The 15824-nt window shown below is 70.7% G+C and carries 15 protein-coding genes; all 15 read left to right on the top strand.

Translation table 11 applies throughout. From position 1 onward, the window contains the following. The first annotated feature begins 1 nt into the window (after position 1). Positions 2-415, top strand: coding sequence for a transcription antitermination factor NusB (gene nusB / locus KD1_RS09240; RefSeq protein ID WP_068400881.1), 414 nt, complete (start codon positions 2-4; stop codon positions 413-415). A 95-nt stretch (positions 416-510) separates the two neighbouring features. Beyond that, positions 511-1089 (top strand): bifunctional pyr operon transcriptional regulator/uracil phosphoribosyltransferase PyrR, encoded by a 579-nt coding sequence (gene pyrR / locus KD1_RS09245; RefSeq protein WP_068400884.1) that lies wholly within the window; start codon positions 511-513, stop codon positions 1087-1089. 53 nt (positions 1090-1142) lie between these two features. Next, positions 1143-2099, top strand: coding sequence for an aspartate carbamoyltransferase catalytic subunit (locus tag KD1_RS09250; protein WP_068400922.1), 957 nt, complete (start codon positions 1143-1145; stop codon positions 2097-2099). Continuing rightward, positions 2096-3421 (top strand): dihydroorotase, encoded by a 1326-nt coding sequence (locus KD1_RS09255; RefSeq protein ID WP_068400887.1) that lies wholly within the window; start codon positions 2096-2098, stop codon positions 3419-3421. Before KD1_RS09250 ends, KD1_RS09255 begins: the two co-directional genes overlap by 4 nt. Continuing rightward, positions 3414-4559 carry a glutamine-hydrolyzing carbamoyl-phosphate synthase small subunit gene (gene carA / locus KD1_RS09260; protein WP_217995854.1) on the top strand — a complete coding sequence of 382 codons (1146 nt, stop codon included), beginning with the start codon at positions 3414-3416 and terminating at the stop codon, positions 4557-4559. The genes KD1_RS09255 and carA overlap by 8 nt, the downstream gene beginning before the upstream one ends. Beyond that, entirely contained in the window at positions 4559-7870 is a 3312-nt protein-coding gene (carB, locus tag KD1_RS09265; RefSeq protein ID WP_068400892.1) for a carbamoyl-phosphate synthase large subunit, read from the top strand. The genes carA and carB overlap by 1 nt, the downstream gene beginning before the upstream one ends. A gap of 5 nt (positions 7871-7875) precedes the next feature. Next, a complete protein-coding gene (locus KD1_RS09270) occupies positions 7876-8808 on the top strand; it encodes a dihydroorotate dehydrogenase electron transfer subunit (protein WP_245627340.1) in 933 nt (310 codons plus the stop codon). Then, positions 8808-9776 carry a dihydroorotate dehydrogenase gene (locus KD1_RS09275; protein WP_068400895.1) on the top strand — a complete coding sequence of 323 codons (969 nt, stop codon included), beginning with the start codon at positions 8808-8810 and terminating at the stop codon, positions 9774-9776. Before KD1_RS09270 ends, KD1_RS09275 begins: the two co-directional genes overlap by 1 nt. Continuing rightward, complete coding sequence (gene pyrF, locus KD1_RS09280; protein ID WP_068400898.1) at positions 9776-10654, top strand: orotidine-5'-phosphate decarboxylase; 879 nt, start codon at positions 9776-9778, stop codon at positions 10652-10654. Before KD1_RS09275 ends, pyrF begins: the two co-directional genes overlap by 1 nt. A 120-nt stretch (positions 10655-10774) precedes the next feature. Continuing rightward, positions 10775-11092 carry an integration host factor, actinobacterial type gene (mihF, locus tag KD1_RS16575; RefSeq protein WP_068400901.1) on the top strand — a complete coding sequence of 106 codons (318 nt, stop codon included), beginning with the start codon at positions 10775-10777 and terminating at the stop codon, positions 11090-11092. Positions 11093-11111: 19 nt separating this feature from the next. After that, a complete protein-coding gene (gene gmk, locus KD1_RS16580) occupies positions 11112-11690 on the top strand; it encodes a guanylate kinase (RefSeq protein WP_245627341.1) in 579 nt (192 codons plus the stop codon). Positions 11691-11708: 18 nt separating this feature from the next. Next, positions 11709-12011, top strand: coding sequence for a DNA-directed RNA polymerase subunit omega (gene rpoZ / locus KD1_RS09295; RefSeq protein WP_245627342.1), 303 nt, complete (start codon positions 11709-11711; stop codon positions 12009-12011). Positions 12012-12049: 38 nt separating this feature from the next. Next, a complete protein-coding gene (gene coaBC, locus KD1_RS09300) occupies positions 12050-13303 on the top strand; it encodes a bifunctional phosphopantothenoylcysteine decarboxylase/phosphopantothenate--cysteine ligase CoaBC (protein ID WP_068400907.1) in 1254 nt (417 codons plus the stop codon). Positions 13304-13399: 96 nt separating this feature from the next. Then, on the top strand, positions 13400-14626 hold the full coding sequence (gene metK / locus KD1_RS09305) for a methionine adenosyltransferase (protein ID WP_068400911.1): 1227 nt from the start codon (positions 13400-13402) through the stop codon (positions 14624-14626). Positions 14627-14660: 34 nt separating this feature from the next. After that, positions 14661-15824, top strand: a 1164-nt coding sequence (locus KD1_RS09310; RefSeq protein WP_502690819.1) for a primosomal protein N' family DNA-binding protein, incomplete at its 3' end; no start/stop codon positions are given.

Here is a 15824-nt window from a genome sequence, read left to right on the forward strand (position 1 = left end):
GGTGGGGGCTCGCACCAAGGCCCGCAAGCGCGCGCTCGACATCCTCTTCGAGGCCGAGCAGCGGGGTCTGAACGCGGCCGAACTCGTCCGCGAGCGACTCGCGAACCCGGTCACGAGCGATCCGCTCAACCCCTACACGGGCGAGATCGTCGAGGGTGTCGTGGCGCACTGGCTCGAAATCGACGACCTGCTCTCGACGTACTCGATGGGCTGGACGCTCGAGCGCATGCCCGACGTCGACCGCTCCCTGCTGCGGATCGGCGTGTGGGAGATCGTGTGGAACGACGACGTGCCGGACGAGGTCGCGATGAGCGAGGCGGTGGCCCTGGCCACCGAGCTCAGCACCGACGAATCGCCGCGGTTCATCAACGGACTGCTCGGTCGCATCAGCGACATCAAGCCGACGCTCGTCTGAGCGATCCGGTTCGTTAGACTCATCACCGGCCCGCTGGGCCGACTGACATCCTTTAACCACCGTCCCGTGAGGCGGAGAAGGAGGTCCTGACACCGATGTGTCCTGACTCTGCTGTGCCCGAAGGCGTCGGCGACGCCGAGAAACGCGTCCTGTCGGAGGCCGACATCGCGCGTGCGCTCAAGCGCATCGCCCACGAGATCCTCGAACGCAACCGCGGCGCCGACGACCTCGTTCTGCTGGGCATCCCGACTCGCGGCGTGACCCTCTCCGAGCGCCTGGCGGCGATCATCGCCGACGTCGAGGGTGTGAACGTGCCGCACGGCATCCTCGACATCACCATGTACCGCGACGACCTGCGCAAACAGCCGACTCGCGCACCGGTCCCGACGGTGATCCCGCCCGGCGGCATCGACGACCGGATCGTCGTGCTCGTCGACGACGTCCTCTTCTCCGGCCGCACGATCCGCGCCGCCATGGACAGCCTGGCCGACTACGGCCGCCCCCGGGCGGTGCGCCTGGCCGTCCTCGTCGACCGCGGCCACCGTGACTTCCCGATCCGCGCCGACCACGTCGGCAAGAACCTCCCGACGTCGACCTCGGAGCGCGTCAGCGTGCGGCTCAAGGGCATCGACGACGCGGAGTACGTGTCCATCTCCGCGGGAGGAGCGCGATGACCACCCCCACCGACACCAGCGCCGAGGTGGCGACCGGCGCGCCGCCGCTGTCGATGCCCAAGCACCTGCTGAGCATCGCCGACCTCGACCTGCCGGCCCTGCGCGCCCTGCTCGACACCGCCTCCCAGATGCAGGACGTGCAGCGCCGCGAGGTCAAGAAGGTGCCGACCCTGCGCGGCCGCACCATCGTCAACCTCTTCTTCGAGGACTCCACGCGCACCCGCTCCTCCTTCGAGATCGCCGGCAAGTGGCTCTCGGCCGACGTCATCAACGTCTCGGCCAAGGGCAGCTCGACCTCCAAGGGGGAGTCGCTGCGCGACACCGCCCAGACGATCGCCGCGATGGGCGTGGACGCGATCGTCATTCGCCACTCCGCCTCGGGCGCCGCCCACCAGGTGGCCGGCTGGGTCGACGCGCACATCGTCAACGCCGGAGACGGAACGCACGAGCACCCGACCCAGGCCCTCCTCGACGCCTACACGATGGAGCACGCGTTCGGCGGCTCGGTCGAGGGCCGGCACGTCGCGATCGTCGGGGATCTGACGCACTCGCGGGTCGTGCGCTCCAATCTGCTGGCCCTGGCCAAGCTCGGCGCGAGGGTCACGCTCGTCGCCCCGCACACGCTCATGCCCAGCGGCATCGGTGAGTGGGCGCAGACCGACGGGTTCGCCCTGGCCACCGACCTCGACGAGGTCATCGCCTCCGGCCCGGACGCGCTGATGATGCTGCGCGTCCAGCGCGAGCGGATGAGCGGCGGCTTCTTCCCGACACCGCGGGAGTACACGGTCCACTACGGCCTGACCCGCGACCGCCTGGCCACCGCGGCCGCCGCGAACGCCGACCTCGTCATCTGCCACCCCGGCCCGATGAACCGTGGCCTGGAGATCGCGCCCGAGGCCGCCGACGCGGCCCAGTCACGCGTGCTCGACCAGGTCGCCGCCGGCGTGGCGGTGCGCATGTCGGTGCTCTACCACCTCCTCACGACCGGCGGACTGGAGATGACGGCATGACCGACCTGCTCATCCGGGGTGCCCGACTCCTGGGCGATCGCACCGCCGACGTGCTCGTGGCCGACGGCCGGATCGTCGAGATCGCCAGTGATTCTCCGATCGACGCCGCCGCGGTCGCTGGCCGCAGCGTCGAGACGATCGACGCCGACGGGTTGGTCCTGCTGCCCGGCCTCGTCGACGTCCACACCCACCTGCGCGAGCCCGGTCGGGAGGACGCCGAGACGATCGCCTCGGGTACCCGCGCGGCCGCGGTCGGTGGGTTCACCGCGGTGCTGGCCATGGCCAACACCTCCCCGGTCACCGACACGGCGGAGGCCGCCGAGCGCATCCTCGACCTCGGGGCGCGCACCGGGCTGTGCGACGTCCACCCGATCGGGGCCGTCACCCACGGGCTGGAGGGGCAGCAACTTGCCGAACTCGGGCTGATGCACCGTTCCCGCGCGGCGGTGCGGGTCTTCAGCGATGACGGGCGCTGCGTGGCCGACAGCCGCGTCATGCGCCGCGCGCTGGAGTATGTGCGCTCGTTCGGTGGCGTCGTCTCCCAGCACGCCCAGGACCCGAGCCTGGCCGGGCCGAGCGCGTGCTGCCACGAAGGCGAGATCTCCGGGCGGCTCGGTCTGCCCGGCTGGCCGCCGGTGGCGGAGTCGAGCATCATCGCCCGCGACGCGATGCTCGCCGCGCACACCAACTCCCGTGTGCACGTCGCGCACGTCACCACCGCCGAGGGCCTCGAGGTCGTGCGCTGGGCCAAGGCCAAGGGCATCGCCCTGACCGCCGAGGCCACCCCGCACCACCTCTTCCTGACCACGGAGGAGTTGCTCGGCTACGACCCCGACTACAAGGTCAACCCGCCGTTGCGCCCGCAGGAGGACGTCGACGCCATCCGCGCCGGCCTGCTCGACGGGACGATCGACGTCGTCGCGACCGACCACGCGCCGCACGCCCGCCAGGACAAGGAGCACGCGTTCGTCGACGCGGCCTTCGGTGTCCTCGGCCTCGAGACGAGCCTGGCGGTCATCAGCGACGTCTTCGTTCGCACCGAACAGATGACCTGGCGCGACGTCGCCCGGGTCATGTCCCAGGCCCCCGCCCGCCTCGCCGGTCTGACCGACCACGGCGGCGACCTCGCCGTCGGTGAGGCCGCCAACCTCGTGCTCATCGACCCCGACGCGACGCTGACCGTCGACCGGTCAGCCTCGCAGTCCTACTCCCGCAACAACCCCTGGCACGGCCGCTCGTTCCGCGGAACCGTGCACACGACGATCCTCCGCGGAACGACCACCGCCCAGAACGGAGCCCCCTGTGACCTCACCCGTGTCTGACCAACCCGCCGTGCTCGTGCTCGAAGACGGCCGAACCTTCGCCGGTGAGGCGTTCGGCGCGATCGGCACCACCTTCGGCGAGGCCGTGTTCTCGACCGGGATGACCGGCTACCAGGAAACGTTGACCGACCCGTCGTTCCACCGGCAGGTCGTCGTCCTCACCGCCCCGCACATCGGCAACACCGGCTGGAACGACGAGGACTACGAATCGAACCAGATCTGGGTCGCCGGCCTGGTCGTGCGCGACCCGTCGCCGCGCCCGAGCAACTGGCGCTCCACGGTGTCGCTCGACGAACGCATGGCCACCCAGGGCATCGTCGGCATCAGCGGGGTCGACACCCGCGCACTGACCCGCCACCTACGGGAGCGCGGTGTCATGCGGGTGGGCATCTTCTCCGGCGAGGCCGCGACGCAGACCGGCGAGCAGCTGCTCGACCAGGTCCTCGCCTCGCCACAGATGGCCGGTGCGGACCTGGCCGCCGAGGTGAGCACGACGCAGGCCTACGTCGTCCCCGCGGTCGGCGAGAAGCGCTTCACCGTCGCCGCGATCGACCTGGGGATCAAGTCGATGACGCCCCAACGCCTCTCCGAACGCGGGATCGAGGTGCACGTGTTGCCCTACGACGCGACCTACGCGGACTGCCTGGCCGTGAATCCCGACGGGATCTTCTTCTCCAACGGGCCGGGTGACCCGGCCACCGCCGACCCGCAGGTCGCGGTCATCCGCGAGGCGCTGCAGGCCCGGATGCCGCTGTTCGGCATCTGCTTCGGCAACCAGTTGCTCGGCCGGGCCCTCGGCTTCGGCACGTACAAGCTCAAGTACGGCCACCGCGGCATCAACCAGCCGGTCATGGACCGCACCACCGGCAAGGTCGAGATCACCGCGCAGAACCACGGGTTCGCCGTCGACGCTCCGCTCGAGGGCGAGGTCGACACCGAGTTCGGCCGCGTGCGCGTCACCCACGTCGGTCTCAACGACGACGTCGTCGAGGGCCTCGAATGCCTCGACGTGCCGGCCTACTCCGTGCAGTTCCACCCCGAGGCCGCTGCCGGCCCGCACGACTCCGCCTACCTGTTCGATCGCTTCGTCGACCTCATGGCGCGCAACGCCCACTCCGAGAAGGGAATTCACGCCTGATGCCCAAGCGCAGCGACCTCAACTCCGTCCTCGTCATCGGCTCCGGCCCGATCGTCATCGGCCAGGCCTGCGAGTTCGACTACTCCGGCACCCAGGCCATCCGCGTGCTGCGTGAGGAGGGCCTGCGGGTCATCCTCGTCAACTCGAACCCGGCCACGATCATGACCGACCCGGAGTTCGCCGACGCCACCTACGTCGAGCCGATCACCCCTGAGGTGGTCGAGAAGATCATCGCCAAGGAGCGCCCGGACGCGGTGCTCGCCACCCTCGGCGGCCAGACCGCGCTGAACACCGCCATGGCCCTGCACGCCAACGGGGTGCTCGAGAAGTACAACTGCCCGCTCATCGGCGCCAACGTCGAGGCCATCGAACTCGGTGAGGACCGCGAGCGGTTCAAGGGTGTCGTCGAGCGCTGCGGCGCCGAATCCGCCAAGTCGGTCATCTGTCACTCGATGGACGACCTGCTCGCCGGCGCGGCCGAACTCGGCTACCCCGTCGTCGTGCGGCCCTCCTTCACCATGGGCGGACTGGGCTCCGGCTTCGCCTACGACGAGGAGGACCTGCGCCGCATCGGTGGCGCCGGCCTGCAGTACAGCCCGACCACCGAGGTGCTCCTCGAGGAGTCGATCCTGGGCTGGAAGGAGTACGAACTCGAACTCATGCGCGATCACAACGACAACGTCGTGGTCGTCTGCTCCATCGAGAACCTCGACCCGATGGGCGTGCACACCGGTGACTCCATCACCGTCGCCCCGGCGCTGACCCTGACCGACCGCGAGTACCAGCGGCTGCGCGACATCGGCATCGCGGTGATCCGCGAGGTGGGCGTCGACACCGGCGGCTGCAACATCCAGTTCGCGGTCAACCCCGAGAACGGGCGGATCATCGTCATCGAGATGAACCCGCGCGTGTCGAGGTCGTCGGCGCTCGCCTCCAAGGCCACCGGCTTCCCGATCGCCAAGATCGCCGCGAAGATGGCCATCGGCTACACCCTCGACGAGGTGCCCAACGACATCACGCAGGAGACCCCGGCGGCGTTCGAGCCGACGATCGACTACGTCGTCGTCAAGGTGCCGCGGTTCGCGTTCGAGAAGTTCCCGGCCGCCGACCCGACGTTGACCACGACGATGAAGTCTGTCGGGGAGGCGATGTCGCTGGGCCGCAACTTCACCGAGGCCCTGCAGAAGGCGCTGCGGTCGATGGAGCGGAAGGGATCGTCGTTCCACTGGAACGAGCCCACGCCGACCCTGGAGGAGGCCAACGTCATCCTCGGCCAGGCCGCGACGCCGACCGACGGGCGCCTCGTCCAGGTGCAGCAGGCACTGCGCGGCGGGCTCAGTGTCGAGCAGGTCCACGCGGTGACGAAGATCGACCCGTGGTTCCTCGACCAGATCGAGAAGATCAACACGATCGCGACCCGCATCGAGACGGCCGACGAACTCACCGCCGACCTGCTGCGGCTGGCCAAGCGGCACGGGTTCTCCGATGCGCAACTCGCCTCGCTGCGGCACCTCGACGAGGCGGTCGTGCGCGGGGTGCGTCACGCCCTGGGCATCCGGCCGGTCTACAAGACGGTCGACACGTGTGCGGCCGAGTTCGAGGCCAAGACCCCGTATCACTACTCCTCGTACGACGAGGAGAACGAGGTCACCGCGCGCGAGAACCCGGCGGTGATCATCCTCGGTTCCGGCCCCAACCGCATCGGTCAGGGAGTCGAGTTCGACTACTCGTGCGTGCACGCCTCCTTCTCGCTGCGGGCGGCCGGATACGACACGATCATGGTCAACTGCAACCCCGAGACCGTCTCGACCGACTACGACACCTCGTCACGGCTGTACTTCGAGCCGCTCACGCTCGAGGACGTCCTCGAGGTCGTGCATGCCGAGTCGCAGGCCGGCCCGATCGCCGGGGTCATCGTCCAGTTCGGCGGGCAGACCCCGCTCGGCCTGGCCCAGGCCCTCAAGGACGCCGGCGTACCGATCGTCGGCACCTCGCCGGAGGCCATCGACCTCGCCGAGGACCGCGGCCACTTCGGTCGTGTGCTCGCCGAGGCCGGTCTGGTCGCGCCCAAGCACGGCACGGCCTACACCGCCGAGGAGGCCGTCGAGGTCGCCCGGGAGATCGGGTACCCGGTGCTCGTCCGCCCCAGCTACGTGCTCGGCGGCCGCGGCATGGAGATCGTCTACGACGACACGACCCTCTCGGAGTACGTGACCCGCGCGGCGCTGGCCTCGCCGGAGCACCCGATCCTCGTCGACCGGTTCCTCGACGACGCCATCGAGATCGACGTCGACGCGCTCTACGACGGCGAGGAGATGTACCTCGGCGGGATCATGGAGCACATCGAGGAGGCCGGCATCCACTCCGGTGACTCCTCGTGCACCCTGCCGCCGTCGACGCTCGGCGACGGCGAGTTGGCCCGCGTCCGCGAGGCCACCCGCAAGCTCGCCGAGGGCATCGGCGTGCGTGGCCTGATGAACGTGCAGTTCGCCCTGGCCCAGGACGTGCTCTACGTGCTCGAGGCCAACCCGCGGGCCTCGCGCACCGTGCCGTTCGTGGCCAAGGCCACCGGAGTCCCGATCGCCAAGGCCGCCGCGCGCGTCATGCTCGGCGCGAGCATCGCCGACCTGCGCGCCGAGGGCGTGCTGCCGGCCACCGGCGACGGCGGCTCCCTGCCGCCGCACGCGCCGATGTCGGTCAAGGAGGCCGTGCTGCCGTTCAAGCGGTTCCGCACGCGCGAGGGCCAGGTCGTCGACACCCTCCTCGGCCCGGAGATGCGTTCGACCGGTGAGGTCATGGGCATCGACGACACCTTCGGCCTGGCCTTCGCCAAGGGCCAGCTCGGGGTGTCGGGGGACCTGCCGACCTCCGGCACGGTCTTCGTCTCGGTGGCCAACCGCGACAAGCGCGCGATGATCTTCCCGATCAAGCGGCTGCGTGACCTCGGCTTCTCCATCGTGGCGACCTCCGGAACGGCGGATGTGTTGCGGCGCAACGGGATCGAGGCCGAGGTCGTCGGGAAGCACTCCGAGCGGGCCGCGGGGGAGTCGAGCATCGTCGACCGGATCAATGCCGGCGAGATCGACATGGTCTTCAACACCCCCTCGGGTCAGCACGCCCGCGCCGACGGCTACCAGATCCGCGCGGCGATCACGGCGATGGACAAGCCGATCATCACGACGGTGCACGGCCTGGGCGCCGCGGTGCAGGCCATCGAGGCGCGCCTGTCGGGTGAGCTGACGGTCAAGCCGTTGCAGGATCACGCGTTGGCGCTGGACCTGTATGGCCGGAACGGGGCGCACGCGTCATGACCGGCGTGACCGAGCGGACCCGGACGATCGCGGCGCGGGAGGGCGCCGGGGTCATCCAGGTGCAGGCCGAACTCGTCGCCACGCGCCCGGTCGGGGCCTACCAGCACCTGACCTTCGTCGCTCCGGGGATCGCGGACCTGGCCCGACCGGGGCAGTTCATCGCCGTCGCGATCGGCGACGCCACGTCGTCGAAACTGTTGCGCCGGGCCTTCTCGATCCACCAGGTGACCCCGGCCGGCACGTACGGCGACACCGTCGAGGTCGTCGTGTCCGCAGCCGGCGCCGGGACGCAGTGGCTCACCGCGCAGCCGGCCGGTACCTCGATCGACCTCATCGGCCCGCTCGGCAAGCCGTTCCCACTGCCGACCTCGCCCGTACCGTGCGTCCTCGTGGGCGGCGGGTACGGCTCGGCTCCGTTGTTCTGGCTCGCGCAGGCGCTACGGGAGCGCGGGTGCCCGGTCGAGATCGTGCTCGGGGCGGCCACCCACGCCCGCCTGTTCGGCGCGGCCCTGGCGCGCACCGCCGCCGACGGCGTGACCATCACCACCGACGACGGCTCGGCCGGGGTCAAGGGCTGGGTCAGCGACGTGCTGCCGGAGGTGTTCGAGCGCTCGTCGGCCGCGGTCGTGTACGGGTGTGGGCCGATGGGCATGCTGCGCTCCATCAGTGAGCTCGCGGCCGCGCGCGGCATCGTCGCGCAGGTCGCCGTTGAGGAGGCCATGGCCTGCGGCGTCGGGGTGTGCATGACCTGTGTCATGCCGATCGCCGACGACGACGGGGTGACGAGCATGGTGCGCTCGTGTCTGAGTGGTCCGGTGTTCCGCGGCGATCGCGTGCGCTGGGACGCGTGGACTGACGGGATCTGTCACGTCCCCGACGACGCGCTCGGCTCGCCCGGATGGGCCGGCTCCGACCCGCTACCGGAGGGGGAGTCCTGATGGTCACCGCCGCTGCCGTCGACCTGTCCGTCGACCTGGCCGGAGCCCGGCTCGCGAACCCGATCATGACCGCCTCCGGGTGCGCCGCGAACGGCCCGGAGCTGCACCGTTTCATCGATGTCGCGCAGCTCGGCGCGTTCGTGACGAAGTCGGTCAAGGCGAACCCGCAGTCGGGTCGCGGGACGCCGCGCATGGCCGAGACCGACTCGGGCATGCTCAACTCCATCGGGCTGCAGGGCCCGGGCATCAACGCCTTCATCGAGAAGGACCTGCCGTGGCTGCGCTCCGTCGGGGCGCGGGTCATCGTCTCGATCGCCGGGTCGACAGCCGCGGAGTTCGCCACCGTGACCCGCAGCCTCGTCGCCGCCGAGGCGTTCGACTGCGTTGCCGCGATCGAGGTGAACATCTCCTGCCCGAACGTCGCCAACCGCGGGCTGGTGTTCGCGTGTGCCCCGGAGTCGTCACGACAGGTCATCTCGCTCGTGCGGGCCGAGGCACCGCACTCGGTGCCGTTGTTCGCCAAACTCACCCCGGATGTCACCGACATCGTCGAGATCGCCGACGCCGCGCTCGACGCGGGCGCGCACGGCCTGACGATGATCAACACCCTGCTCGGCATCGGCATCGACACCGAGCGGCTCCGCCCCCATCTGGCGGGCGTGACCGGCGGGCTGAGCGGACCGGCGATCCGGCCGGTTGCGGTGCGGGCGATCTGGCAGGTGCACGCCGCGATGCGGGCCGGTCGGTTGCCGCTCGCCCCGATCCTCGGCGTCGGGGGAGTGCGCACGGGCACGGACGCGCTCGAACTCGTCGCGGCCGGAGCCAGCGCGATCCAGGTGGGCACGGCGATCTTCAACGACCCGACCGCGCCGATCCGGGTGCGCGACCAAGTGGCCGACCTCATCGCCGGGCACGGCTTCACCCGATTCACCGACGTCGTCGGCATCGCCCACGAGAGGACCGCCTGATGCGCCAGACGCCCGCGGCCCACGAGGCTCCGTTGCCCTTCGGCGCGCGGCTCAGCGCGGCCATGGACACCCACGGCCCGCTGTGCGCCGGCATCGACCCGCACCGCGCGCTCGTCGAGCGCTGGGGTCTGCCGTACACGATCAGTGGCCTCGAGCGGTTCACCCTGACCTGTGTCGAGGCGTTCGCCGGCACGGTGGCCGCGGTCAAGCCCCAATCGGCGTTCTTCGAGGTCTTCGGCGCCCGCGGGATCGCCCTGCTCGAACGGGCCACCGAGGAGTTGCGTGCGGCCGGCACGATCGTTGTCCTCGACGTCAAGCGTGGCGACATCGGCACGACGATGGAGGCGTACGCGGCGGCGTTCCTGGCCGACGACGCTCCGGCCCCGGTCGATGCGATCACCGTCAACCCCTACCTCGGGTACGGCTCCCTGCGCCCGGCGATCGACCTGGCCCTGGCCACGGGGCGCGGCGTGTTCGCCCTGGCGCTGACGTCCAACCCGGATGGCCCGGCGGTGCAGCACGCGCAGCGGGATGGTCGGTCCGTGGCCGGGCACGTCGTCGACGGCGTCACCGGTGACAACTCGGCCGCGGCCGCGGCGGGGGAGTTGGGCTCGATCGGGCTGGTCATCGGCGCGACCGTCGGGTCGGCGGTCGGCGACCTCGGTCTGGACCTCGTGGCCGCCAACGCCCCCCTGCTGGCACCGGGTTTCGGGGCGCAGGGCGCGACCGCCTCGGACGCCGAACAGGTCTTCGGCCCGGCCCGCCGGCAGGTGCTCGCGGCGAGCAGTCGAGACGTGCTCCAGGCCGGCCCGGAGGTGGCCGCGTTGCGGGCTCGGGCGGCGGCCGTCGGCGAGGCCCTGGCCACCGTGCTCCGTTGAGGTGACCCCCGGCGTGTCGCGGGTGTGGCGGCGGCTAGGTTAGCCCTGCGCAGCACGCGCCGTCGGTGGCCCAGCCGATCGGAATCCCCCCTTGTACTGCGCCTGAGAGAAGGACGACCAGTGGCACTTCCCACCCTGACATCGGAACAACGCGCCGCGGCCCTGGAGAAGGCCGCCCTCGTGCGGCGTGAGCGGGCCGAGGTCAAGCACCGCCTCAAGTACGCTCGCGGCTCGATCTCCGAGGTCATCGCGCAGGGCAAGACGAACGAGGTCATCGGCAAGATGAAGGTCACCGCGCTCCTGGAGTCCATGCCGGGCGTGGGTCGGGTGCGGGCCCGGCAGATCATGGCCGAGGTCGGGATCTCGGAGTCGCGTCGCGTGCGCGGTCTGGGCGCGAACCAGATCGCTGCCCTCGTCGAGATCTTCGAGAAGGCCTGACCGGTCGCCAAGGATGGTCGTGGACTCGCCCAACTCCTCCCCGCGTCGCCATCGCCTCGTCGTGCTGGCGGGGCCCACCGCCGTCGGCAAGGGCACGGTGTCGGCGTACATCCGGGAGCACCACCCCGAGGTGTGGCTGTCGGTGTCGGTGACGACCCGCAACCCCCGCCCCGGTGAGGTCGACGGGGTCCACTACCGGTTCATCAACGACGACGAGTTCGACGACCTCGTCCGTGACGACGAACTGCTCGAACACGCCGTCGTGCACGGTCGCGCGTCGTACGGCACGCCGCGCACACCGGTCGACGAGGTTCTCGACCGCGGCGGCATGGCCCTGCTCGAGATCGATCTGCAGGGCGCGCGGCAGGTTCGCCAGAGCGCACCCGACGCGCTGTTCGTGTTCCTGGCCCCGCCGAGCTGGGACGAACTGGTCAAACGGCTCGTCGGTCGCGGCACCGAGACCGAGGCCGAGCGGGAGGCCAGACTGGCCACGGCGCGGGTCGAACTGGCCGCCCAGGACGAGTTCGACGTGACCATCGTCAACGACGATGTTCGCCGTGCGGCAGAGGAACTCGTACACTTGATGGAATCCCACTGAAACAGGAGTGACCCACACGTGTCCGTGACCCCGGAGAAGTCCGCCGAGCAGTTCATCGGCTCCGGCACCCAGGCCAACCCGATCGGCATCACCAAGCCGCCGATCGACGACCTGCTGCAGCACGCCGACAGCAAGTACGCCCTGGTGATCTACGCCGCCAAGCGTGCCCGCCAGATCAACGCGTACTACAGCCAACTGCAGGAGGGCCTGCTGGAGCACGTCGGCCCGCTCGTCGATTCCGACGTCGCCGACAAGCCGCTGTCCATCGCGCTGCGCGAGATCGACTCCGACCTGCTGACCATGGAGCCGACGGAGGCCTGAGGCCCCGGCACCACCGCACCTCGAGGGAAGGGTGAGGCGTGAAGATCGTCCTCGGTGTCACCGGCGGGATCGCCGCGTACAAGGCGGCGCTGCTGCTGCGACTGTTCACCGAGGAGGGTCACGACGTCACCGTCGTCCCGACCGACAACGCGCTGCGCTTCGTCGGCGCCCCCACGTGGGAGGCGCTGTCGGGCAAGCCGATCCAGACCGATGTGTGGAGCAACATCACCGATGTGCCCCACGTGCGCATCGGGCAGGAGGCCGACCTCGTCGTGGTCGCCCCCGCGACGGCCGACCTGCTCGCGCGGGCGGCGACGGGGTTGGCCAATGACCTGCTCACCAATGTCCTGCTGACCGCCCGCTGTCCGATCGTGCTGGCGCCGGCCATGCACACCGAGATGTGGGACCACCCGGCCACCGTCGCCAACGTGGCGACCCTCCGGGCCCGGGGCGTCACGGTCGTCGAGCCCGACTCGGGGCGGCTGACCGGCAAGGGCACCGGTCCGGGGCGTCTGCCCGAACCCGAGCGCATCCACGACGAGGCCCTCGCCGCGGCCCACGCCGGAGCGTCGAGTGGTGCCGGAGCGTCGAACGCGGCCGGGCCGTTGGCCGGCCGGCGCGTCATCGTCACCTCCGGTGGCACCCGCGAACCCCTCGACCCCGTGCGATTCCTGGGCAATCGATCCTCCGGCAAGCAGGGCCACGCGATCGCCGACGTCGCCGCGCGCCGCGGCGCGCAGGTGACGTTGCTCTCGGCGAACTCGGCCGAACCTGTGCCGGCGGGCGTGACCTGCATCCGGGTCGGGTCGGCGCTGGAGTTGCAGGAGGCGGTGACCTCCCGCGCCCATGAGGCCGACGTCATCGTCATGGCCGCCGCGGTAGCCGACTTCCGCCCGAAGCACTACGTCGACGCGAAGATCAAGAAGACCCACGACCCGGCCGATCCCGACGCCGCACCGACCGTCGAACTCGTGCGCAACCCCGACATCCTCGCCGGGCTCGTCGCCGACCGCGGGCATGCCCCCAGCCCGATCATCGTCGGGTTCGCCGCGGAGACCGGAGACGCGAACAAGTCGGTGCTCGAACACGGGCGCGAGAAGTTGGCCCGCAAGGGCTGCGACGTGCTCGTCGTCAACGAGGTCGGGGTCGACACGACGTTCGGCCAGGACGAGAACACCGTGCATGTGCTGCAGCGAGACTCCGACGACGAGATCGTCGCCGGCCCGGCGAACAAGCACGTCATCGCCGGTGTCGTGTGGGACGTCGTGGGCACGCTGCTGCCGAAGGCGTAACCCGGCGTCGTCGGTCCGCCCGACTTCGTCGTCTATTGTCGTTCTCTGCGGACCGATGGGTCCGCCGTCCACCATCGTCACACCGAGGGAGTCCGCGTGTCCGGTCGCCTGTTCACCTCCGAGTCCGTCACCGAGGGCCACCCCGACAAGATCTGTGACCAGATCTCGGACAACATCCTCGACGCGATCCTCGAGCAGGACCCCCACGCGCGTGTCGCGGTCGAGACCATGGTCACCACCGGTCTGGTGCACGTCGCCGGTGAGGTGACGACCAGCGCCTACGTCGAGATCCCCGCGCTGATCCGCAACCTCGTCGCGAACGAGGTCGGCTACGACTCCTCCGACAAGGGCTTCGACGGCCGCTCCTGTGGCGTGTCGATCTCCATCGGCCAGCAGAGCCCCGACATCGCCCAGGGCGTCGACACCGCGTTCGAGACCCGCACCGGCGGCGTCGACCCGAAGGAGAAGCAGGGCGCCGGCGACCAGGGCCTGATGTTCGGCTACGCGTCCAAGGACACCGCCGAGCTCATGCCGCTGCCGATCCACCTGGCCCACCGCCTCGCCGAGCGGCTCACCGCGGTGCGCAAGAGCGGCGAGCTCGCCTACCTGCGCCCCGACGGCAAGACCCAGGTCACCATCGAGTACGACAACGACCGGGCCGTGCGCCTCGACACCGTCGTGCTCTCGACCCAGCACGCCGACGGCATCGACCTGCGCGGGCAGCTCGAGCCCGAGATCCGCGCCCACGTCATCGACCCGGTCCTGGCCGAGTTCGCGGAGCAGGGCGGCACGATCTCCACCGACGGGTACCGCGCGCTCATCAACCCGACGGGCAAGTTCGTCATCGGCGGACCCATGGGCGATGCCGGACTGACGGGCCGCAAGATCATTGTCGACACCTATGGCGGCATGGCCCGCCACGGTGGTGGCGCGTTCTCGGGCAAGGACCCGTCGAAGGTCGACCGCTCGGCCGCCTACGCCATGCGGTGGGTCGCCAAGAACGTCGTGGCCGCCGGTCTGGCCGAGCGCTGCGAGGTGCAGGTGTCGTACGCCATCGGCAAGGCCAACCCGGTGGGGCTGTACGTGGAGACCTTCGGCACCGAGACGACGCCGCAAGACACGATCCGCGACGCGATCAGCAAGGTCTTCGACCTGCGCCCGATGGCCCTGATCGAGGACCTCGACCTGCTCCGCCCGATCTACGCCCCGACCGCGGCCTACGGTCACTTCGGCCGCCGCGGCACGACCAAGGCCGGGCTGCCCTCCTTCACCTGGGAGGAGACCAACCGGGTCGAGGAACTGCAGCGCGCCATCAGTTCGTGAAGCGATGTCGGTCCGCCTCGCTAGGTTGGCCGACATGACCGACGGCCCCGATTCGCCCCACGACAGAGCGCAGCAACTCGCCCTGCTGCGCTTCGTCGTGCGCGATCACCCACCGCCGCCGGCGACGGTGGGTGATCGGCGCTCCGATCTCGCGCCCGTCGATCCCGTCGCCGAGGTGCTCGTCGAGACCGGGCTGTCTCACCTCGACCGACCCTTCGACTACCTCGTCCTGGCCGACCAGCACGAGGCCGCCCAACCCGGGGTGCGCGTCAAGGTGCGCTTCGCCGGGCGTGACCTGCCCGGCTACGTCGTGGCCCGCAAGCCCCACGCCGACCATGACGGCAAACTCAGCCCGCTGCGCCGCGTCGTCTCACCCGAGGTGGTGCTCACTCCGGCACTGCTCGACCTCGCCACGGCGGTGGCCGCCCGCTGCGCCGGGTCGGTCGGCGACGTGCTGCGCCTGGCCATCCCCCCGCGGCATGCGCGTGCCGAGCAGGCGTTGGCGACCGAGGCACCCGAACAGCCCGAGCTGGATGGGGACCGCATCACCTGGGGCGAGTCCGGCCCACCGGCGTGGCGGCGCTACCCGGCCGGCGCGGCATTCCTCCGACGCGTGGCGGGCGGTGAGGCCCCACGGGCAGTGTGGAACGCGCTACCGGCCCCGTCGGGGGATCAGGACTGGCCGGCGGCGTTGGCCCAGGCGGCCGTCGTCACGCACCTCGGGGGTCGCTCGAGCCTGATCGTCCTGCCGGATCGTCGTGACGTCTACCGGGTCGACGGCGCGCTGACCGAGTTGGTCGGTCGGGGCCGGCACGTCGTGCTCACCGCCGATCAGGGCCCCCAGGCGCGGTACACCGCGTGGTTGAAGGTGCTGCGCGGGCACGTCGACATCGTCATCGGCACCCGCGCCGCGGCGTTCGCCCCGCTGCAGAATTGTGGCCTGGCCGCGTGGTGGGACGACGGTGACGACCTTCACGACGAACCGCGCGCGCCGTACCCGCATGTCCGAGAGGTCCTGCGCCAGCGCGCCGCCCTCGAGGGCAGCGCCCTGCTCACCGGCGGCTTCGCGGTCTCACCGGCCGTGGCCCGCCTAGTGGCGCAGGGGGAGTTCAAGGCCATCACGCCCCACCCGGACCGGAGCGCCGTGCCGCGCGTCCGCGTCGCCGGAGAGGGCGTCGACCCCGAACGCGACGGCCCC

It is taken from the genome of Kribbia dieselivorans NBRC 106261 (assembly GCF_001552435.1).
Classification (GTDB): Bacteria; Actinomycetota; Actinomycetes; order Actinomycetales; family Dermatophilaceae; genus Kribbia; species Kribbia dieselivorans.

Coding starts and splice junctions, on each gene's coding strand:
- pyrR (WP_068400884.1), top strand. CDS start 511: ATGTGTCCTGACTCTGCTGTGCCCGAAGGCGTCGGCGACGCCGAGAAA.
- KD1_RS09250 (WP_068400922.1), top strand. CDS start 1,143: ATGCCCAAGCACCTGCTGAGCATCGCCGACCTCGACCTGCCGGCCCTG.
- KD1_RS09255 (WP_068400887.1), top strand. CDS start 2,096: ATGACCGACCTGCTCATCCGGGGTGCCCGACTCCTGGGCGATCGCACC.
- carB (WP_068400892.1), top strand. CDS start 4,559: ATGCCCAAGCGCAGCGACCTCAACTCCGTCCTCGTCATCGGCTCCGGC.
- KD1_RS09275 (WP_068400895.1), top strand. CDS start 8,808: ATGGTCACCGCCGCTGCCGTCGACCTGTCCGTCGACCTGGCCGGAGCC.
- pyrF (WP_068400898.1), top strand. CDS start 9,776: ATGCGCCAGACGCCCGCGGCCCACGAGGCTCCGTTGCCCTTCGGCGCG.